The 18,504-nt window shown below is 69.9% G+C and carries 18 protein-coding genes and 1 pseudogene; 8 read left to right on the forward strand and 11 right to left on the reverse strand.

What is annotated here, in order from left to right; translation table 11 throughout:
• Nucleotides 1-90: 90 nt before the first annotated feature.
• Nucleotides 91-156 (reverse strand): annotated as a pseudogene (locus QTI45_RS35360) (ESPR-type extended signal peptide-containing protein); the annotation flags it as partial.
• Nucleotides 157-522: 366 nt separating this feature from the next.
• Here QTI45_RS35360 and QTI45_RS18550 point away from each other — a divergent pair.
• Nucleotides 523-1,197 (forward strand): histidine phosphatase family protein, encoded by a 675-nt coding sequence (locus QTI45_RS18550; RefSeq protein ID WP_286371907.1) that lies wholly within the window; start codon nt 523-525, stop codon nt 1,195-1,197.
• 3 nt (nt 1,198-1,200) lie between these two features.
• Here QTI45_RS18550 and QTI45_RS18555 read toward each other — a convergent pair whose 3' ends face one another.
• The 5 genes from QTI45_RS18555 to QTI45_RS18575 are packed head-to-tail and all read right to left on the reverse strand — an operon-like array spanning nt 1,201 to nt 6,605.
• Complete coding sequence (locus QTI45_RS18555) at nt 1,201-1,971, reverse strand: SRPBCC family protein (protein WP_286371908.1); 771 nt, start codon at nt 1,969-1,971, stop codon at nt 1,201-1,203.
• Entirely contained in the window at nt 1,961-2,437 is a 477-nt protein-coding gene (locus QTI45_RS18560) for a (2Fe-2S)-binding protein (RefSeq protein ID WP_286371909.1), read from the reverse strand. The genes QTI45_RS18555 and QTI45_RS18560 overlap by 11 nt, the downstream gene beginning before the upstream one ends.
• A complete protein-coding gene (locus QTI45_RS18565) occupies nt 2,434-3,312 on the reverse strand; it encodes an FAD binding domain-containing protein (protein ID WP_286371910.1) in 879 nt (292 codons plus the stop codon). Before QTI45_RS18565 ends, QTI45_RS18560 begins: the two co-directional genes overlap by 4 nt.
• Nucleotides 3,305-5,602 carry a xanthine dehydrogenase family protein molybdopterin-binding subunit gene (locus QTI45_RS18570; protein ID WP_286655499.1) on the reverse strand — a complete coding sequence of 766 codons (2,298 nt, stop codon included), beginning with the start codon at nt 5,600-5,602 and terminating at the stop codon, nt 3,305-3,307. The genes QTI45_RS18565 and QTI45_RS18570 overlap by 8 nt, the downstream gene beginning before the upstream one ends.
• A gap of 10 nt (nt 5,603-5,612) precedes the next feature.
• The gene (locus QTI45_RS18575) at nt 5,613-6,605 is read right to left on the reverse strand and encodes a Bug family tripartite tricarboxylate transporter substrate binding protein (protein ID WP_286371912.1); all 993 of its coding nucleotides are present in this window, start codon (nt 6,603-6,605) and stop codon (nt 5,613-5,615) included.
• 245 nt (nt 6,606-6,850) lie between these two features.
• On the opposite strand from QTI45_RS18575, the gene QTI45_RS18580 reads away from it, so the two are divergent.
• Complete coding sequence (locus tag QTI45_RS18580) at nt 6,851-7,390, forward strand: MarR family winged helix-turn-helix transcriptional regulator (protein ID WP_286371913.1); 540 nt, start codon at nt 6,851-6,853, stop codon at nt 7,388-7,390.
• Nucleotides 7,391-7,641: 251 nt separating this feature from the next.
• Here the strand turns inward: QTI45_RS18580 and QTI45_RS18585 are convergent, their stop codons facing one another.
• The gene (locus tag QTI45_RS18585) at nt 7,642-7,983 is read right to left on the reverse strand and encodes a hypothetical protein (RefSeq protein ID WP_286371914.1); all 342 of its coding nucleotides are present in this window, start codon (nt 7,981-7,983) and stop codon (nt 7,642-7,644) included.
• 24 nt (nt 7,984-8,007) lie between these two features.
• Nucleotides 8,008-8,256 carry a GlsB/YeaQ/YmgE family stress response membrane protein gene (locus QTI45_RS18590; RefSeq protein ID WP_286371915.1) on the reverse strand — a complete coding sequence of 83 codons (249 nt, stop codon included), beginning with the start codon at nt 8,254-8,256 and terminating at the stop codon, nt 8,008-8,010.
• A gap of 136 nt (nt 8,257-8,392) precedes the next feature.
• Here QTI45_RS18590 and QTI45_RS18595 point away from each other — a divergent pair, with 136 nt between their 5' ends.
• Nucleotides 8,393-9,022, forward strand: coding sequence for a YbhB/YbcL family Raf kinase inhibitor-like protein (locus QTI45_RS18595; RefSeq protein WP_286371916.1), 630 nt, complete (start codon nt 8,393-8,395; stop codon nt 9,020-9,022).
• Between the two features lie 26 nt (nt 9,023-9,048).
• On the opposite strand, the gene QTI45_RS18600 is transcribed toward QTI45_RS18595, so the two are convergent.
• Nucleotides 9,049-9,867: a creatininase family protein gene (locus tag QTI45_RS18600; protein ID WP_286371917.1), complete on the reverse strand. Its 819-nt coding sequence runs from the start codon at nt 9,865-9,867 to the stop codon at nt 9,049-9,051.
• Nucleotides 9,868-9,876: 9 nt separating this feature from the next.
• Nucleotides 9,877-10,794: a LysR family transcriptional regulator gene (locus QTI45_RS18605; RefSeq protein WP_286371918.1), complete on the reverse strand. Its 918-nt coding sequence runs from the start codon at nt 10,792-10,794 to the stop codon at nt 9,877-9,879.
• 88 nt (nt 10,795-10,882) lie between these two features.
• Here QTI45_RS18605 and QTI45_RS18610 point away from each other — a divergent pair, with 88 nt between their 5' ends.
• Nucleotides 10,883-11,893 carry a zinc-binding alcohol dehydrogenase family protein gene (locus QTI45_RS18610; RefSeq protein ID WP_286655500.1) on the forward strand — a complete coding sequence of 337 codons (1,011 nt, stop codon included), beginning with the start codon at nt 10,883-10,885 and terminating at the stop codon, nt 11,891-11,893.
• A gap of 27 nt (nt 11,894-11,920) precedes the next feature.
• Here QTI45_RS18610 and QTI45_RS18615 read toward each other — a convergent pair whose 3' ends face one another.
• Nucleotides 11,921-13,276 (reverse strand): PQQ-dependent sugar dehydrogenase, encoded by a 1,356-nt coding sequence (locus QTI45_RS18615; protein WP_444813183.1) that lies wholly within the window; start codon nt 13,274-13,276, stop codon nt 11,921-11,923.
• A gap of 139 nt (nt 13,277-13,415) precedes the next feature.
• Between QTI45_RS18615 and QTI45_RS18620 the strand changes: the two genes are divergently transcribed.
• The 4 genes from QTI45_RS18620 to hemE all read left to right on the forward strand — a co-directional run bounded on the left by QTI45_RS18620 (nt 13,416) and on the right by hemE (nt 18,312).
• The gene (locus tag QTI45_RS18620; RefSeq protein WP_286371932.1) at nt 13,416-14,162 is read left to right on the forward strand and encodes an alanyl-tRNA editing protein; all 747 of its coding nucleotides are present in this window, start codon (nt 13,416-13,418) and stop codon (nt 14,160-14,162) included.
• Between the two features lie 48 nt (nt 14,163-14,210).
• Nucleotides 14,211-16,400: a protein-disulfide reductase DsbD family protein gene (locus tag QTI45_RS18625; protein WP_286371933.1), complete on the forward strand. Its 2,190-nt coding sequence runs from the start codon at nt 14,211-14,213 to the stop codon at nt 16,398-16,400.
• Nucleotides 16,401-16,491: 91 nt separating this feature from the next.
• On the forward strand, nt 16,492-17,184 hold the full coding sequence (locus tag QTI45_RS18630; RefSeq protein ID WP_286371934.1) for a redoxin domain-containing protein: 693 nt from the start codon (nt 16,492-16,494) through the stop codon (nt 17,182-17,184).
• A 24-nt stretch (nt 17,185-17,208) separates the two neighbouring features.
• Nucleotides 17,209-18,312 carry a uroporphyrinogen decarboxylase gene (gene hemE / locus QTI45_RS18635; protein WP_286371935.1) on the forward strand — a complete coding sequence of 368 codons (1,104 nt, stop codon included), beginning with the start codon at nt 17,209-17,211 and terminating at the stop codon, nt 18,310-18,312.
• The last annotated feature ends 192 nt before the right edge of the window (nt 18,313-18,504 follow it).

The raw sequence follows: 18,504 nt of genomic DNA on the forward strand, positions 1-18,504 counted from the left end.
CGAACGGCCAGGACGTGGCGCGCCACCCGCGCCCTCTTGCGTCTGCGCACGCACCACTGCGCCCTTCGAAGCCTTGCCTCGTGCCGAGACGGCTTCACTGGCGGCCACCCATGCTCCAAGGGCTTCATTCCAAATACTGGTATACGACTTATTCATCAGACAGATCCTTCAAGTTCAAATTGATGCCGTTTCGCGCAGACCGTCTGGGCGACAAAGGCTCTCTATTGCCCTCGACTCCGAATGCATGAACCCAGTTGATGCGCAGTACAAGGACTTGGGATCAATGATATTGAAGCGCCTTTGCGCCGTATATGAGAATCCTCTTAGAAACAATTGAAGAAGCGCAATGAAAAGCTGCATCGCCGATCCCTGTCTGGATCGTTAAAAATTCCCGTTAATTCGCGCCATTAAATTAATTTCAGACGCATCGATCTATTCGATTTCGCCCGCGTGATCGAGCTCGATCCGCCCGCGGTCGCCGCCGCGACCGCGCGTGGCGCCTCCCATTGGCAGAATCCCCGCATGGGAACCCTCTACCTCGTGCGCCACGGGCAGGCCAGCTTCGGCGCCGCCGACTACGACCAACTCAGCGACCTGGGCCGCAAGCAAGCCGTGCGGCTGGGCGAATACTGGCGCGAGCGCGGCATGCGCTTCGACGCCGTGATCACCGGCACGCTGAAGCGCCATCGCCAGACCTGGGAGGGCATCGCCGAGGGCCTGGGGATCGGGCACGAGGACGTGCTGCCCTGGCCCGGACTCAACGAGTACGACAGCGAGGCGATCATCGCGACGGTCCATTCCGGCAAGCTCGAGAAGCCCGATTCGCCGGAGATGTACCGTCACCATTTCCGCCTGCTGCGCGACGGGCTGGGCGCCTGGATGCAGGGCCGCACCGAACCGGTCGGCATGCCGAGCTACGTCGATTTCCTGGCAGGCGTGACGACCGCGCTCGACCATGTGCGCGACAAGCACCACGGCGCCAAGGTGCTGGTGGTGTCCAGCGGCGGTCCGATCAGCACCGCCGTGGGCCATGTGCTGGGCACCAGCCCCGAGACCACGGTCGAGCTGAACCTGCGGATCCGCAACACCGCGGTGACCGAGTTCGCGTTCACGCCGAAGCGCCACATGCTGCTGACCTACAACACGCTGCCGCACCTCGACGGCCCGGCCTACGAAGGCTGGGTCACCTATTCCTGAAGACTACTTCGTCACTTCGCGCAGCCAGGCCGAGCAATCGGCCGCGGCTTCGACCGGCCAGTCGACCTTGAGCAGGGTGTCGCCACGCTGCAGCTCGATGCGGATGTGACGGCCGTCCGCCGTGCTGCCATTCACGAGCCGCGACCACCAGCCGCGGCCCGCTGACGCGGGCGCAGCCGGGACGGCCGCGGGTGTCGTTGCAACCGGCGCCGCAGCCGGCGCCACGACAGCCGCAACGGGCCGCGCAGCAGCCGCCAAGGGGGCCGGTGCCGCAGGCTGGATCGGCGCCGCCGGAGCCCTTGCCGGCGTGGTGGCTGCCACTGAAGGACCGCCTTCCAGCCGCGCCACCAGGTTCTGGCCGAACTCCTCCCACATCCGGTCGGCCTTGGTCTTCATGACGCTGAGCCCGAAGGTGCCGAGCCGCCCGAGCACGTCGACCTTGACCTTCATGCGCAGCTCGGTGCGGCCGTCCGGCAATTCAGTCAGGAAGAGTTCGCTCTGCTGCTTCAGCGAACTGGCGACCGAGGCGTCCTCGCCGGTGCCTTCGCAGCGCAGGTAGCGCGGTGCCTGCTGCTCGACGATGGTCGTTCGCAGCTTGAACTTGGCGCTGATGAAGGAGATCTTGACGTGGATCTGGGCGATGTACTCGACCTCGCTCACCACCTCGATCGACTTCATGCCGGGCACGCAGCTGCCCATCACCTGGGGGTCGAGCAGCATCTGCCAGACCTGCGCCGCGGGCGCGGCGACCGTCATCGTCTTTTCAATTTCCACGCATCTTCTCCGCAGCGTTCATGACGGATTCGACGATCTGCGTGTAGCCGGTGCAGCGGCAGAGGTTGCCGCTGAGGCCGTGGCGCACTTCGTCGACCGTCGGGTTCGGGTTTCGGGCCAGCATCGCGCACGACGCCATCAGGAATCCGGGGGTGCAGTAGCCGCATTGCAGGCCGCCGCATTGCATGAAGCTCTGCTGCAGCGGATGCAGCGCATCGCCGCTGCCGAGGCCCTCGACCGTCGTGATGCGGCAGCCGTCGGCCTGCACCGCCAGCGACAGGCAGGACTTGACCACCTCGCCGTCTACGATCACCGAGCAGGCGCCGCAGGTGCCGGTCTCGCAGCCGCGCTTGGTGCCGGTCAGGTGCAGGTCGTCGCGCAGGAAGTCCGACAGCATGCGGCGCGCCGGCACCTCCATCGTTTGCGCCTCGCCATTGACGGTGATCGCGATCAGGTGCTTGCTCATGGCTTGTCTCCATCGATGGCCAGGTCGAACAGCTGGGCGATGGTGCGCCGGGCCACCACCCGCACCATGTCGCGGCGATAGTCCTCGCTGCCGCGCGAATCCGAGACCGCGAGGATGTCCGCGCTCGCGATGTCGGCCGCCTCGGCCGCCACCTCCGCAGTCACGGCCTTGCCGGCCAGGAAGGCCTCGGCGCGCGCAACGCGGGCCGGGATCGGGGTCGAGGCGCCGACCACCAGCCGGGCCTCGTGGCAGCGCGCGCCGCTGCGGCGCACCGACAGCGCGACATTCACCAGCGGCCGGTGCTCGGCCGCGGTGCGCCGGAAGCGGGTGTAGCGGCCAGCGGCGTCGGCCGAGGGAGCCGGGACGCGGATGTCGAGCACCACCTCGTCGGGCTCGATGGCCGTGACGTAGTAGTCGACCAGGAATTCCTCCATGCCGAGCACCCGCTCGCCGCGCGAGCTGGCCAGCGTGACCCGGGCGTCGAGCGCCATCAGGCAGCTGGGCGGGTCGGTGGCCGGGTCGGCATAGCAGAGGTTGCCGCCGATCGTGCCCTGGTGGCGCACCTGCGGGTTCGCCACTTGCGCCGCCATCGCGGCCAGCATCGGGTAGTGCTGCTGCACCAGCGGCGACCGCGCCACGTCGCAGTGGCGCGAGAGCGCGCCGATGCGCAGGCCCTCGCGGGCGTCGAAGGAGATGCCGCGCAATGCGTCGAGCCGGGCGATCGAGACGATGTGGGTCGGCGTCAGCATGCGCTGGCGCATCGCCAGCATCAGGGCGCTGCCGCCGGCCATCACGCGGCAGTCGTCGCCGAGATCAGCCAGCATGCGGCTGGCCTCGTCGATCGTGGCCGGTTGCAGGAAATCGAAATCACGCATCACGCGCTCCTTGCAGTTCGCGCAGGCCCGCCAGCACCTTCTCGGGCGTGATCGGCAGGTCGTGGATGCGCACGCCGATGGCGTCGTAGACCGCGTTGGCGATCGCCGGCGCGCCGGGCAGGATCGCGGTCTCGCTGGCGCCCTTGGCGCCGTAGGGGCCGTTCGGATCGTTCGACTCGACGATGCCGCCGCGCAGCATCGGCACCGCGTCGCTGGTGGCCATCGTGTAGTCGGCGAAGTTGCCGTTGGCGATGCGGCCGCCCTCGAGCTGAAGCTGCTCGTAGAGCGCCCAGCCGATCGCCTGCACGGTCGCGCCATTGGTCTGGCCGTGGATCGCCAGCGGGTTCAGCGCCTTGCCGCAGTCGTCCGAGACGAAGCTGTCGACCAGCGTGACCTGGCCGGTCTGGGTGTCGACCTCGACCTCCACCGCCTGGGCCGCGAACGAATAGGCCGGCGCGATGTTGCCGTAGACCTTGTCGTCGTGCATCTGCGTGCGCGCGTCCCAGCTGCCGCTGACCTGCAGGCCCTCGCCGCCGTGGCGCCAGACGTGCAGGCGCGCCAGCATGGCCAGCGTGCAGCTGCGGTCGGGGTCGGCGATGACCCGCACAGTGCCGTTGGCGCATTCGAGCTGCTCGACCGGCCGTTCGAGCTCGGTCGCGGCCAGCGCGACGAGCTTGTCGCGTGCCATGCGCGCCGCCACGATGGCCGCGTTGCCGCCGGCGATGGTCACGCGCGAGGCCAGCGAGCCGATCGCGATCGGCGAGTTGTCGGTGTCGGGCGGCACCACGTGGGTGTGGGCCAGCGGAATGTCGAGTTCGTGCGCAACGACCTGGCTCAGCATCGTCATGGCGCCCTGCCCCATGTCGGCCTCGCCGCTGTGGATGAAGACCCGGCCGTCTTCGTTGACCTTGACCACCACCGTCGAGCCGTCCCAGTTGCCGATCGTGCGGTTGCCGCTGACGTGCATCGCGGCCGCCATGCCGACGCCGCGGCGGCGGGCGCCGGTGCCCTTCGGCGCGGCCCGCTTGGCTTGCCAGCCGATGGCGTCGATCGCCTGGTCGATGCACTCCTTCAGTCCCGTGCTGCCGATCTGCCAGCCGTGGATCGATGTCTCGCCGGCTCCGATGGCATTGAGCTTGTGGATCGCGACTGGATCGAGGCCGAGCTGCTCGGCCATGGTGTGGATGTGGCTGTTGAGTGCGAACAGCATCTGCGAGCCGCCGAAGCCGCGGAAGGCCCCGTGCGGCGGCGTGTGGGTGTAGACCAGCGTGGAGTGCGAGCGCACGTTGGGGTTGCGGTGCATGTTGTCGCTGCGCATCGCGCTCACGTGCATCACCTCGGCCGCGAGGCCGCTGTAGGCGCCGCAGTCGGCCACGATGCGCACCTCCTTGGCGACGATCAGGCCGGCGCGGGTCATGCCCAGCCTGAGCGTGATGCGCTCCGGCACGCTCGACGGCGCCGCCAGGAAGTCCTCCAGCCGGTTGTTGACCAGCCGCACCGGCTTGCCGGTCTTGAGCGTGAGCAGGCCGGCGATCAGGTTGTTGGCGTCTTCGACCAGCTTGCCGCCGAAGCCGCCGCCGGTGGTCGCCTGGTGCACGCGGATACGCGAGATCGGCATCTCGAGCGCCGCCGCCAGCCGCAGCCGCGCCTGTGTCACCGACTGGGTCGATGTCCACACCACCAGCCGGCCGTCGGGCTCGAGCGCCGCGACCGTCGCCATCGGCTCCAGGTAGCCGGGGTATTGCGCGTGCGTGGTGTAGGTGGCCTCATGGACCAGGTCCGCCGATGCGAAGCCGGCATCGGGATCGCCGCGCTCGAAACGGATCTCGTGCGAGACGTTGTTGCGCCCCGGATGGACGCCCGGTGCCTCGTCGTCCAGCGCCTCCTCGGGCAGCAGGATCGCCGGCAGCTCTTCGTACTCGACCTGGATGTGGTCGAGCGCGTCGCGTGCGATCTCCTCGCTGGCGGCCGCCACCGCGGCGACCTCTTCGCCGGCGAATCGGACCACGCCCTCGGCCAGGATGCGGCGCTCCTTGTGATGCACGCCCCACGTCGCTCGCGGTGCGTCGGCCCCTGTCAGCACCGCCTTGACGCCCGGCAGCGCCAGCGCCGCCGAGGTGTCGATGGCGACGATGCGCGCGTGCGGATAGGGGCTGCGCAGCACGGCGCCATGCAGCATGCCGGCGACCTTGAGGTCGCCCGCGTACTGCGCGCGCCCCAGCACCTTGGCGCGCGCATTGACCTGCGGCACGTCCTGCCCCAGGGTCGAAAGATTCTTTCCCGACGTCATGGCGCAGCTGCTATTCGGCCGACACGCCCAGGTCGCGGATGACCTTGCCCATCACCTCGTAGTCGGAGGCGTTGGTCTTGCCCAGCAGTTCGGGCGCGCCGCCCACCGGCAGGGCACCGAAGGTCGCGAGCTTCTCGACCACTTCGGGCGACTTGAGGATCTCGTTGAGGTGGGTGTTGAGCAGCTTCACCACTTCTGCTGGCGTTCCCTTGGGCGCGAAGAAGCCGTTCCAGGCGCCGACCACCACGTCCTTGTAGCCGGCCTCGACCAGCGTCGGCACGTTGGGCGCGAGCCTGGAACGCTGGGCGTCGCCGATGGCCAGCGGCACCAGGCGGCCCTGCTGGATGTACTGCGTCACCGGACCGAAGGTGACCCACGCGGTATCGACGTGGCCCGCGACCACATCGGTCACGGAAGGGCCGACGCCGCGGTAGGGCACGTGCGTGATCTTGACGCCGGCCGCGCGGTTGAGCCATTCGCCGAGGATGTGCATCGGCGAGCCGGCGCCGGGGCTGGCGTAGCTGAGGGCCTTGCCGCCCTTCACGCTCGCGATCATTTCCGGCACCGACTTCACGCCCGCAGCAGGGTTGGCGACCAGCACCAGCGGCTGCACCGCCGTCTTGATGATCGGCTCGAAGCCGTGCAGGACGTCGTAGCTCGCACTCGGCGACAGCTTCATCACGAGCGGCGCGGTGGTGAACGGGTTCGGCGTGAACAGCAGCGTGTAGCCGTCCGCCGGCGCCCGGCCGACGTAGTTGTTGCCCAGCGCGCCGCCGGCGCCGGGCTTGTTCTCGATGATCACCGGCTGCTTCAGCCGCTGCGACAGCTTGTCGGCGAACAGGCGCGCAATGGCGTCGGTGTCGCCGCCCGGCGGGTAGGAGACCACCACGCTGATCGGCTTCGACGGATAGCCCGAGGCCGTCTGGGCCCCGGCAGCGCCGAGCGTGAAGGTGAGGGCGCCGGCGATGGCGGCGGTGACGAGAAGTCGGCGGTCGGATTTCATCGGGAGCTCCATCGAGGGGGCGTTGCAGGGCGGACAGGGTGAGGGCGATAGGTGTTTCGCATACGAATCAATCATCCATTAACGAAACATCCAAGTCGCATTCTTCTCCAATTCGGTTGACTGATCAACATAGCAAAATGACGTATTGACAAATCAACCGAACTGGTGCGGACGGGTCGTTTCCGGGATTCAATGAGACGATTCGCCTGTCGCCCCTGCCGCGTGCGCCTGCGCCCGCCCTGAACATGGAACCGAAAAAAGCAAAAGACACCCTGCCCCTGCCTGCCGCCGAGAGCGAGGGCACGGGGTCGCCGTGGGAGGGCCTCGAGGAGGGCGGCGCCAACCTGGCGATCGAGGATTTCCTGACCACCATGATGAGTCACGCCAGCAATGCGCTGCGGCGCGCGATCACCGTGCCTTATGCCGATCAGGCCGGCCTGACGGTGTCGGAGTGGCGCATGCTGTCGGTGCTGGCCGAGGCGCGGCAGCTGCCCTTCATGGAACTGGTGGCGCGCGCTGCGGCCGACAAGGCGCAGGTCAGCCGGACGCTGCGCCTGCTGGAAGGCCGCGGCCTGCTGTCGCTGCACGCCGAACAGCAAGGCGCGCGCAAGTGGCAGACCTGCCGGATCAGCCCGCTCGGGCAGGCTCTGTTCGAGCGGATCATCCCGGTGGCGCGTCAGCGCCAGGCGGCCGTGCTCCGCCAGCTGAGCACGGAAGACCGCGTGGTGCTCCATCGGGCGCTGAAGACGCTGCGCCGCATCGGCGAATCATCCGCCGGACTCTGAGCGACGCCCAGGCCGGCGCCGGCCGCCCCAAGGCGGGGGGCATCAATCCTCACGAAGCGGACGAGCGTGGGGGCTCAGGCCGGCGCCGGGCCGCCCCAAGGCGGCCTGCGGCCCCCCCCGGGGGGCAGCGACCCACACGAAGTGGGGGAACGTGGGGGCCACCCAGGCCGGCGCCGGGCCGCCCCAAGGCGGCCTGCGGCCCCCTCGGGGGGCAGCGACCCACACGAAGTGGGGGAGCGTGGGGGCAACATTCAGGCTTGCCAGACCCCGTAGCCCGCCTCCCGCAGCGCGATGCCGAGCTCGACCTCCATCTCGCGCGCAGCCTCGTAGGGCATCGGGTTGTACATCGCGTACAGCGCCGGCAGCAGCCGAAGCCCGTGGTCGCGCACGAAGCCGTTGGCCTGGATGCCGGCCTTGTGCTTGTCGAAGCGCACGTCGGGGTCGAGCCCGGTCATGCCGACATAGACGAAGGGCATGCCGAGGCGGTAGTCAGGGTTGGCGCGCCGGAAGCGCGCGACGTTCCAGACCCGGTCGTCGAGCTCGACCACGTAGACGTGGTGATGGTGGCGGCTGCGCGCCTTGCGGACCGGCATGCGCGAGCCCTGCGCCGGACCGGATCAGCTCTTGCGCTTGATCAGGCCGTAGATGAACAACAGCACGACGGCACCGACGACCGAGGCGATGAAGCCCGCGCCCTGCCCCGCGGTGTACCAGCCCATGGCCTGGCCGACGTAGGTCGCGATCAGCGAGCCGGCGATGCCGATCAGGGTGGTGATGATGAATCCGGCGGAGTCATCCCCGGGTTTGATCGCGCGTGCCACCAGGCCCGCGACGAAGCCGATCAGAATGGTCCAGACGATGCTCATGCGGGGTCCTTGGTGGTTGGGAGGGGAGCCGCAGCGCCGAAGCGCGCGGCCGATTTGATGATAGCGGGCCGCGGCCCACAACGCCTGTAGGCCGCCAGCCATCGCGCCGCAAGGGACGCTGCGATATAAAACCCGGATGCTCGAAAAGCTCCCTGACGCGATCGGCCACGCCCTGCACGGCGTGCGTGCCGGCCTCGACGAAATCACCTTCAACACGATCGGCCTGCGCGCCGGCATGGGTGCGATCACGGTCACGAGCCTGGCCTTCGCCGACCACGCGCCGCTGCCCGAGCGCTACACGGCCGACGGCGCCGGCCGCTCGCCGCCCATCGACTGGATCGGCGTGCCGGAAGGCGCCGCCGCGCTGGTGCTGGTGGTGGAGGACGCCGATTCGCCGACGCCGCATCCGCTGGTGCATGCGATCGTGGTCGACCTGCCGCCCGCCGATGGCGGCCTGCACGAATCCGCGCTGCCGAGCGCCGACCATGAAGGCAGCGGCATCCATGCGGGCCTCAATTCCTACCTGCAGGCCGCCTGGATGCCGCCCGATCCGCCGCCCGGCCATGGCATCCATCGCTACGCATTCCAGGTGTTCGCGCTGGCCACGGCGCCGAACTTCTCGACCAATCCGGGCCGCGAAGAGCTGTTCGAGGCGCTGAGCGCGCATGCGATCGCCAGCGGCCTGCTGATCGGCACCTGCGAGCGGCACGACGGCTCGATCAAGCTGCCTGACCTCGCGCCGGCCGGGCCGCTGGTCGCCGGCTGAGGCAGGGGCCGCGGATTGCGCCCCGCTCAGGGCAGCGGCTGGGTGTAGGCGGTGTCCAGCGGCAGCCGCGACACTTCGGCCAGCAGCGCGGCCAGTTGCGTGGCGCTGGCGTCGACCAGCGCCCGCCCCTTGTCCGCGGTCGCGGCAGCGGCATTGCCGGCGGCGCCCTCGGGGTTGTAGTCTTCCATGGCCCAGCCGAGCTTGGCGCTGCGGCCGTTGCCGAGGATCGCGTAGTCGGCCGCGCGCTGGCGCGAGGTCGAATCGAAATTGCGGGCCGCGGCCATCGCGACCTGCGCCGGGGCCAGCGCCAGCATCATCGAGGTTTCCATCTCGCCGGCATGGACGCCGAAGCGGTGCTCGTCGGCACTGAAACGCGCGCCGGCCTCGCCGAGCGGCAGGTTGAACCAGCTCGCGCTGTAGACGATCAGGCCATGCGCCGCGCGCAGTTCGCGCGCCACGATGTCCATGGCGCCCGAATGCCCGCCGTGGGCGTTGAACAGCACCAGCTTGCGCAGGCCGGCGCGCGCGACGCCGGCGCCGATCTCGCTCCAGAGCCGGATCAGCGTGCCGGAGGACAGCGTCAGCGTGCCGGGAAAGCGGGCGTGCTCGGGACTCAGGCCGATCTGCTGGGTCGGCAGGAACAGCACCGGCAGCTCGGCCGGCAGCAGCGGCAGCGTGGCGGCGACGATGCCGTCGGCCAGGGTCGAGTCGACGCCCAGCGGCAGGTGCGGGCCGTGCTGCTCGGTGGCGCCGAGCGGCAGCACCGCCACCGTGGCGGCGGGGTCGAGGGCGGCGAAGTCGCGCGTCGTGAGCTGGGACCAGAAGCGACTGGCAGGGGTGGTCATCCAGCGATCTTAGGGCCTGTGCCCGCCGCCCGGAATGGCATCGAACTTGAGCGCCAGGAAGTCCACCAGCGCCCGCACCCGCTCCGGCACGAAGCGGCCGCTGGGCAGCAGCGCGTGCAGCGGATAGGGCTCGGTGTCCCACTCGGGCAGCAGGCGCACCAGGGTGCCGGCGGCCACGTCGCCCTGCAGATCGAGCTCGGACTTCAGCGTGATGCCGCGGCCGGCGATCGCCCATTCGCGCGCCAGCGAGGCGTCGTCGACCACCCTGTCGCCATCGACGCGGACCTCGGTCCAGTGGCCGTTGCGGCAAAAGCGCCAGAGCCGCTGGCGGCGCCCGCCGCGGTGGAAAGTCAGGCAGTTGTGCTGCAGCAGGTCCTGCGGCGTCCGCGGCGCCGGATGGCGCTTCAGATAGCCCGGCGACGCGCACAGCGCCGGACGCGAGTCGGCCAGCCGGCGCGCCACCAGCCGCGAGTCGGCCAAGCGGCCGTAGCGCAGCGCCACGTCGACTTCGTCGCGGGTCACGTCGAGCGGCCGGTCGCCCACCGAGAGCGCCAGCTGCAGGCCCGGATGGCGGTCGAGGAACTCGTCGAACCAGGGCAGCAGCGTCACCCGCGTCAGGTCCGACGGCGCGGCGACGCGCACGGTGCCCACCAGCGCGCCGCGATCGGCCAGCACCAGCGACTCGCCCTCGGCGAGCAGCTCGAATGCGCGCACCGCGTAGTCGAGCAGGGTCTGGCCCTGCGGCGTCAGGCGCATGGCCCGGGTCGAGCGCTCGAACAGCCGCGCGCCCAGCTGGGATTCGAGCCGCTTGAGGGTCGCGCTGGCCGCCGCCGGCGTGATGCCGAGGGCCGCGGCGGCCGCGGTCAGCGTGCCACCGCGGGCCGTGTGGATCAACACCTGCAGGTCGGCGGTATTTTCAATCTTCATTTGAAAGTGAAGCTTCTCATCGACGTCTTATCAAATTCGAGTTGCAACTCTACATTTCTCTCATCGCAACGATCAAGGAAAGTTCGCAATGAAAGCCGTCGGCTACCGCCAGTCCCTGCCCATCGACAACCCTGCCGCGCTCGAGGACCTCGAACTGCCGGCGCCGACGCCTGGCGCCCGCGACCTGCTGGTGCGGGTGAAGGCGATCTCGGTCAACCCGGTCGACACCAAGGTGCGCCGCAACGCGGCGCCCGAAGCCGGCCAGGCCAAGGTGCTTGGCTGGGATGCGGTGGGCACGGTCGAGGCCGTCGGCCCGGCCGTGACGCAGTTCAGGCCCGGCGACCGCGTCTACTACGCCGGCTCGATCATCCGCCCCGGTGCCAACAGCGAACTGCATGCGGTGGACGAGCGCATCGCCGCGCTGGCGCCCGCCAGCCTCGGCGACGCCCAGGCCGCGGCGCTGCCGCTGACCACGATCACGGCCTACGAACTGCTGTTCGACCGCCTGCGCGTGCCGCAGGGCGGCGGCGCCGGCCAGACCCTGCTGGTGGTCGGCGGCGCCGGCGGCGTCGGCTCGATCCTGATCCAGCTGGCGCGCCAGCTGACGCAGCTGCGCGTGGTCGCCACCGCCTCGCGCGCCGAAACCAAGGCGTGGTGCATCGAACTGGGTGCCCATGCCGTGATCGACCACGGGCAGCCGCTGGCGGCCGAACTCCGGGCCGCGGGCATCGGCGAGGTCGACCTCGCCGCCAGCCTGACCCGCACCGACAAGCACTACGCCCAGATCATCGAGAGCCTGAAGCCCCAGGGCCAGATCGCGGTGATCGACGACCTGCCGGTGCTCGACGCCATGGCGCTCAAGACCAAGTGCATCTCGCTGCACTGGGAGATGATGTTCACGCGCTCCCGCTTCGAGACGCCCGACATGGCGCGCCAGGGCGAGCTGCTGGCCGAAGTCGCCGCGCTGGTCGATGCCGGCCGGATCCGCACCACCGCCAACGCGAGTTTCGGCACCATCAACGCCGCCAACCTGCGCCGTGCCCATGCGCTGATCGAGAGCGGCAAGGCGCAGGGCAAGGTGGTGCTGGAAGGCTTCTGAGCGCGCCGGCACCAGGGCGGCGCACCACTACTTCTTCTTGAGCTTCCAGACCGCGTTGCCCACGTCGTCGGCGACCAGCAGGGCGCCGCCCTTGTCGAGCGCCACACCCACCGGGCGCCCCTGCGCCTTCTCATCGGCGTTCAGGAAGCCGGTCAGCACATCGACCGGCGCGCCGCTGGGCCGGCCGCCGATGAAGGGCACGAAGACGACCTTGTAGCCGGCCAGCGGATTGCGGTTCCAGGAGCCGTGCTCGCCGATGAAGGCGCCGCTGGCGAACTCCGGCGGCATGCCGCGCGGGCTCGAGAACGCGATGCCCAGCGGCGCATGGTGCGAGCCCAGCGCGTAGTCGGGCACCACCGCCTTGGCCACCATGTCCGGGCGCTGCGGATTGACGCGGGCATCGACGTAGCCGCCGAAGTAGCTCCAGGGCCAGCCATAGAAGGCGCCGTCCTTGACCGAGGTCAGGTAGTCGGGCACCAGGTCGCTGCCGAGTTCGTCGCGTTCGTTCACCACGGTCCACAGCACCTGGGTGTCGGGCTCCCAGGCCATGGCGGTCGGATTGCGCAACCCGCTCGCGAACAGCCGCTTCTCGCCGCTCTTCACGTCGACTTCCCAGATGGCGGCCCGGCCCTCCTCGGCTTCCATGCCGTTCTCGGCCACGTTGCTGTTGGAGCCGACGCTGACATAGAGCTTGGTGCCTTCGCGATTGGCCACCACGTGCTTGGTCCAGTGGTGGTTGATGCCTGCCGGCAGGTCGGTGACCTTGACCGGCGTCGCCGTGATGGCGGTCTGGCCCTCGGCATAGGGCACCTTGACCAGGGCATCGGCATTGGCGACGAACAGCTCGTTGCCGACCAGCACCACCCCGAACGGCGACACCAGGTTCTGCATGAAGACCTGCCTGACCTCGGCCACGCCGTCGTTGTCGGCGTCGCGCAGCAGGGTGATTCGATTGGCGCTCGGCACGCCGGCGCCGGCCCGCTTCTGCACCATGCCCATGACCTTCGCCCGGACCTGCGCGAACAGGCCGCTGCCGCCGTCCTGGCTGCCCTCGGGCTTGGGGGGCTTGTTGCTCTCGACCACCAGCACGTCGCCGTTGGGCAGCGTGTAGACCGTGCGCGGGTGGTCCAGGCCGCGGGCCAGCGCGGTCACCGCGAAGCCTTCGGCCGGCGTCGGGCCCGCGGTGTCGGTCCAGCCCACGGCGGGCGCGATCTTCACCGTGGGCAGCAAGGTCTTGTGGGGCGCCGGCAGCTTCGGCGCCGGACCGATGCCGGCATCGGCCGGCAGCTTGGCGGTGTCACCGCAGGCGGCCAGCAGCAGCGCGGCCGCGAGCGGGGCCAGCAGCGACGGTCGCAGGGAAAGAGGTCGCGTCATTCGGGTCATGGTGGATGTCCTTCAGGCGGGCGCCGAACCGACGGCCCGGAACCGATCATGCGCAGCCGGCGCCAGTGCCCGGTGTCGGCTGTGGGCGCTTTCGCCTGTGGGGCCGGCCCGCGCCCGTGCGCGCCGCTACCATCGGGCCATGACCGACGACCTGTTCCGCTCCGATGCCTACCTGCGCGACTGCGAGGCCCTCGTGGTGGCCGTCGACGAAAGCGGCATCCGGCTCGACCGCACCGTCTTCTATCCAACGGGCGGCGGCCAGGCAGGCGACAGCGGCCACTTGCGGCTGGCCGATGGCCTGGAGATCGCGATCGCCGACACCCGCAAGGCGAAGGATGCCGAAGGCAGGCCCACCGACCAGATCCTCCATGTCCCGGCCCCGGGCCAGGAAGCCCTGCTGGCCGCGCTGCGCCCCGGCGACCGCCTGACCGCATCGATTGCCTGGGAGCGCCGGCACAAGCTGATGCGCTTCCACACCGCCACCCACCTGCTGTGCCACCTGGTGCCGCAGCCGGTCAATGGCTGCTCGATCACGCCCGAGTACGCCCGGCTCGATTTCCACATGACCGAGCCGCTCGACAAGGAAGCCCTGACGGCTGGCCTGGCGCGGCTGGTGGCCGAGGCCCATCCGCTCGTGGTCGGCGCGATCAGCGACGCCGAGCTCGACGCCAACCCGGCGCTGGTCAAGAGCATGAGCGTGCAGCCGCCGCGCGGCACCGGCACGGTGCGCACGATCCGCATCGGCGAGGGCGCGGGCACCATCGATTTCCAGCCCTGCGGCGGCACGCACGTCGCGAACACGCGCGAGATCGGTGCCGTGGTGGTCAGCAAGATCGAGAAGAAGAGCGCCAACAGCCGCCGGGTGGTGCTGGGATGGGCCGAATGATTCCCATGGGCCGGAACTTCGCCCCGTCGCGCCGCTCGGACTGACGGCATGTCTTTTCTTTCCCGTTTTCGCCTCGCGACCTTTCTCTGCGCCGGCCTCGCGGCCTGCCTGCCGGCCGCGGCCCAGCTGGCCTCCCGCGCCGGCCCCGTGGTCACGACCCCGCACGTGCGGGCCGAACTGGTGGCCCACGCGCCGGACGGCGTGTCGCCCGGCGCGCCGGTCTGGGTGGGCCTGCAGATCGCCCACCAGCCCGGATGGCACACCTACTGGAAGAACGCCGGCGACTCCGGCCTGCCGACCGAACTGGCCTGGTCGCTGCCCGCGGGCGTGACCAGCGGCGACATCGCCTGGCCGGTGCCGCGCAAGATCCCGATCGGCAATCTCGCCAACTACGGCTATGAGCACACGGTGCTGCTGCCGGTGCCGCTCGCCGTGGCGCCGGACTTCAAGCCCCCCGTCGCACTCACGGGCGCGCCTGAGCTCGAGGTCCGGCTCAAGGCCTCGTGGCTGGTGTGCAGCAAGGAGTGCATCCCGGAGGAAGGCGAATTCCACCTCAAGCTGCCGTTGCAGGGCTCGACGGCGCTGCACAAGTCGGATTTCGACGCCGCCTTCGCGGCCCAGCCGGCACCGCTGGCGCAGCCGGGCCGGATCACCGTCGAGGGCGACCGCCTGCAGGTCCGCCTCGAAGGGCTGCCCGCCGCCGCCCAGGGCAAGAGCCTGGAGTTCTTTCCCGAAACCACGGAGGTGATCCACACCGCCGCCGTGCAGGGCAAGGACTGGACCCAAGCCTGGCAGGGCGATGCCTGGATCGCGAGCGTGCCGCTGGCCGCCCAGCGCAGCGCCAGTCCGGCCGTGATGCCGGTGGTGGTGGCCCTCGCCGAGGCCGACCGGCAGGCAGGCCTGCCGATCGCCTGGCGCGCCGCGGCCCCGGTTTCCGGCCCTTGGCCGGCCACTGCGGCCCCGGCCCAGGTCTCGCCGGCACTGAAGGCTGCGCTGGAGGCCAACGCCAACGCCCCGACCCCGCTGCCGCAGTCGTCGGCCGGCTTCATTGCCGCCCTGCTCGGCGCCCTGATCGGCGGCCTGCTGCTGAACCTGATGCCCTGCGTGTTCCCGGTGCTGGCGATCAAGGTGCTGGGCTTCACGCGCCACGCCGACGACCGCGGCGCCCACCGGCGGGCCGCGCTGGCCTACACCGGCGGCGTGATCCTGTCCTTCCTGGCCCTGGGCGGCGCGATGCTGGCGCTGCGGGCCGCCGGCGCCCAGCTCGGCTGGGGCTTCCAGCTGCAGTCGCCCGCGGTGGTCGCGGCCCTGGCCGCCCTCTTCACCCTGATCGGGCTGAACCTGGCCGGCCTGTTCGAATTCGGCCGCATGGCACCGGCCTCGATCGGCGCCGTGCAGGCCCGCCATCCGCTGGCCAACGACTTCCTGTCGGGCGTGCTCGCGGTGGTGGTCGCCTCGCCCTGCACCGCGCCCTTCATGGGCGCCTCGCTGGGTTTCGCGATCGGCCTGCCCGCCAGCCAGGCACTGCTGCTGTTCGCCGTGCTCGGCTTCGGCCTGGCCCTCCCCTATCTGGCGGCCGGATTCGTGCCGGCCGTGGCGCGCCTGCTGCCGCGGCCCGGCGCCTGGATGAACACGCTGCGGCGCCTGCTCGCGTTCCCGATGTTCGCCACGGTCGCCTGGCTGGTCTGGGTGCTGGGCCAGCAGAGCGGCATCGACGGCGCCGGCGCCCTGCTCGGGCTGCTGGTGGGCCTGGCGGCGATCGTCTGGAGCCTGACCCTCCGCGGCCGCACGCGCTGGGTGCTGGCGAGCCTGACCGTCGCCCTCACCGCCGTGCTGGCGGGCGCCATCGGCGGCCACGTGGTGCGGCCGGCGGAGCCCGTGGCCGCGGCCGCCGCGGGGCAGCGCTGGCAGCCCTGGACGGCGGAGCGGGCCAACGAGCTGGTCGCCGCCGGCCAGCCGGTGTTCGTCGACTTCACGGCGGCCTGGTGCGTGACCTGCCAGTACAACAAGCGCAGCACGCTGGCCGATCCCGAGGTGATGGCGGATTTCGATGCCCGCAAGGTGGCGCTGCTGCGCGCCGACTGGACCCGGCGCGACCCGGCCATCACGGCGGCACTGACCGCGCTGGGCCGCAGCGGCGTGCCGGTCTACATGCTGCAGGCACCCGGCAAGCCGCCTGTGGTGCTGACCGAGATCCTGGGCAAGAATGAGTTGCGGGAGGCGCTGGCACGGCTTTGACCCCGGCGTCTAACGGGTTGTCACATGAACATGAAGAATCCGTTCTAAGCTCTCGCGGTTGTTGAGTATTTATCAGGAGTCCTAGCCGACCATGTCCACCTCGTCCTCCTCCGGCTCACGTTCCTACCGTGCCGCGCGCGACGCCCGCGCCGCCCTCAGCCGGGCCTCCCGGCGCGCCATCATGACCGCCGCCGTGGCGCTCGGCGCCACCTTCCTCATGAACGCCCAGGCTGCCGCCGCGCCCGCAGTCGGCCAGCCGGCGCCCGATTTCGTCGCCGTCGACACCTCCGGCGCGCAGCACCGCCTGTCGGATTTCGCCGGCAAGTTCGTGGTGCTCGAATGGACCAATCCGGGCTGCCCCTTTGTCGGCAAGCACTACGGCAGCGGCAACATGCCCGCCACCCAGAAGGCCGCGACCGCCAAGGGCGTGGTCTGGCTGGCCATCAACTCGACCGAACGCGGCCACGGCGACTACCTGAAGCCGGAAGCGCTCGCGGCCTGGATGAAGGCGCAATCCGGCGCCCCCACTGCGCTGCTGATGGACGAGGACGGCGTCGTCGGCCGGGCCTACGGCGCCCGCACCACGCCGCACATCTTCATCGTCGACCCCAAGGGCACGCTGGTCTACGCCGGCGGCATCGACAGCATTCCCTCGGCCCGCGCCGAGGACGTCAAGACCGCCACCAACTACGTCAACCAGGCGCTGGGCGAGGTCTTCGGCGGCAAGGCAATCAGCGCCGCGGCGACACGCCCGTACGGCTGCTCCATCAAGTACAAGACCTGAGACCTGCCCTGCGACAATGCAGGGATGCCTTTCGCCCCCCTGAAGAACGATACCTTCCTGCGCGCCTGCTGGCGCCAGGCGACCGATCACACGCCCGTCTGGCTGATGCGCCAGGCCGGGCGCTATCTGCCCGAATACCTGGCGACCCGCGCCAAGGCGGGCAGCTTCATGGGGCTGGCCACCAATGTCGGCTTCGCGACCGAGGTCACGCTGCAGCCGCTCGAGCGTTTCCCGCTCGACGCCGCGATCCTGTTCTCCGACATCCTGACGGTGCCTGACGCGATGGGCCTGGGCCTTTCCTTCGAGGCCGGCGAAGGTCCGCGCTTCGCCCGTCCGGTGCGCGACGAGGCCGGCATCGCCGCGCTGGCCGTGCCCGACATGGACAAGCTGCGCTACGTCTTCGATGCCGTGGCGTCGATCCGCCGCGCGCTGGACGGCCGGGTGCCGCTGATCGGCTTCTCGGGCAGCCCCTGGACGCTGGCCTGCTACATGGTCGAGGGCGCGGGCTCGAGCGACTACCGGCAGGTCAAGACCCTGCTCTACAGCCGCCCGGACCTCATGCACCGGCTGCTGGCCGTCAACGCCGATGCCGTGGCCGCCTACCTCAACGCGCAGATCGATGCCGGGGCGCAGGCCGTGATGGTGTTCGACAGCTGGGGCGGCGTGCTGGCCGACGGCGCCTTCCAGGACTTCAGCCTGGCCTACACGCAGCGCGTGCTGTCGCAGCTGCGGCGCGACGGCGCCGATGGCCGGCCGGTGCCGCGCATCGTGTTCACCAAGGGCGGCGGACTCTGGCTCGACGAGATGCAGCCGCTGGACTGCGAGGTGCTGGGGCTCGACTGGACCGTCAACCTCGGCCGCGCCCGCGCGCTGGTCGGCGAAGGATCGCGCGGCAAGGCGCTGCAAGGCAACATCGACCCCAATGTGCTGTTCGCCCAGCCGCAGCAGATCGAGGACGAAGTCGCCAAGGTGCTGCAAAGCTTCGGCCGCCCGCACACCGACCCCGCGAGCACCGGACCGACCCACATCTTCAACCTCGGCCACGGCATCAGCCAGTTCACGCCGCCGGATCATGTCGCGGCCCTCGTGAATGCGGTGCATTCGCAATCACGCGCGCTGCGCGGCTGAGCGTTCTGTTATGAGTTGTAAGTACCTGAGAACGCTTCGGAGGCGTTTGTCAAGCGCCAAAAGCGTAAGGAGGGACTGACTTATGCACAAAACGACTGCTGCGGTGCGCAAAACCTTCTGACCTGCATCAACTCTTGCTCCTAAAGCGATAGCGAAGCTAAGTTGTTGATTCATATAGGATTTGAACTTTGC

The organism is Variovorax saccharolyticus, from assembly GCF_030316765.1.
Lineage (GTDB): Bacteria > Pseudomonadota > Gammaproteobacteria > Burkholderiales > Burkholderiaceae_C > Variovorax > Variovorax saccharolyticus.

What these genes read in the sequence shown, in the direction of transcription:
- QTI45_RS18550 (WP_286371907.1), top strand. Translation starts at nt 523, where the DNA reads ATGGGAACCCTCTACCTCGTGCGCCACGGGCAGGCCAGCTTCGGCGCC.
- QTI45_RS18560 (WP_286371909.1), bottom strand. Translation starts at nt 2,437, where the DNA reads ATGAGCAAGCACCTGATCGCGATCACCGTCAATGGCGAGGCGCAAACG.
- QTI45_RS18565 (WP_286371910.1), bottom strand. Translation starts at nt 3,312, where the DNA reads ATGCGTGATTTCGATTTCCTGCAACCGGCCACGATCGACGAGGCCAGC.
- QTI45_RS18570 (WP_286655499.1), bottom strand. Translation starts at nt 5,602, where the DNA reads ATGACGTCGGGAAAGAATCTTTCGACCCTGGGGCAGGACGTGCCGCAG.
- QTI45_RS18575 (WP_286371912.1), bottom strand. Translation starts at nt 6,605, where the DNA reads ATGAAATCCGACCGCCGACTTCTCGTCACCGCCGCCATCGCCGGCGCC.
- QTI45_RS18580 (WP_286371913.1), top strand. Translation starts at nt 6,851, where the DNA reads ATGGAACCGAAAAAAGCAAAAGACACCCTGCCCCTGCCTGCCGCCGAG.
- QTI45_RS18585 (WP_286371914.1), bottom strand. Translation starts at nt 7,983, where the DNA reads ATGCCGGTCCGCAAGGCGCGCAGCCGCCACCATCACCACGTCTACGTG.
- QTI45_RS18590 (WP_286371915.1), bottom strand. Translation starts at nt 8,256, where the DNA reads ATGAGCATCGTCTGGACCATTCTGATCGGCTTCGTCGCGGGCCTGGTG.
- QTI45_RS18595 (WP_286371916.1), top strand. Translation starts at nt 8,393, where the DNA reads ATGCTCGAAAAGCTCCCTGACGCGATCGGCCACGCCCTGCACGGCGTG.
- QTI45_RS18600 (WP_286371917.1), bottom strand. Translation starts at nt 9,867, where the DNA reads ATGACCACCCCTGCCAGTCGCTTCTGGTCCCAGCTCACGACGCGCGAC.
- QTI45_RS18605 (WP_286371918.1), bottom strand. Translation starts at nt 10,794, where the DNA reads ATGAAGATTGAAAATACCGCCGACCTGCAGGTGTTGATCCACACGGCC.
- QTI45_RS18610 (WP_286655500.1), top strand. Translation starts at nt 10,883, where the DNA reads ATGAAAGCCGTCGGCTACCGCCAGTCCCTGCCCATCGACAACCCTGCC.
- QTI45_RS18615 (WP_444813183.1), bottom strand. Translation starts at nt 13,276, where the DNA reads ATGACCCGAATGACGCGACCTCTTTCCCTGCGACCGTCGCTGCTGGCC.
- QTI45_RS18620 (WP_286371932.1), top strand. Translation starts at nt 13,416, where the DNA reads ATGACCGACGACCTGTTCCGCTCCGATGCCTACCTGCGCGACTGCGAG.
- QTI45_RS18625 (WP_286371933.1), top strand. Translation starts at nt 14,211, where the DNA reads ATGTCTTTTCTTTCCCGTTTTCGCCTCGCGACCTTTCTCTGCGCCGGC.
- QTI45_RS18630 (WP_286371934.1), top strand. Translation starts at nt 16,492, where the DNA reads ATGTCCACCTCGTCCTCCTCCGGCTCACGTTCCTACCGTGCCGCGCGC.
- hemE (WP_286371935.1), top strand. Translation starts at nt 17,209, where the DNA reads ATGCCTTTCGCCCCCCTGAAGAACGATACCTTCCTGCGCGCCTGCTGG.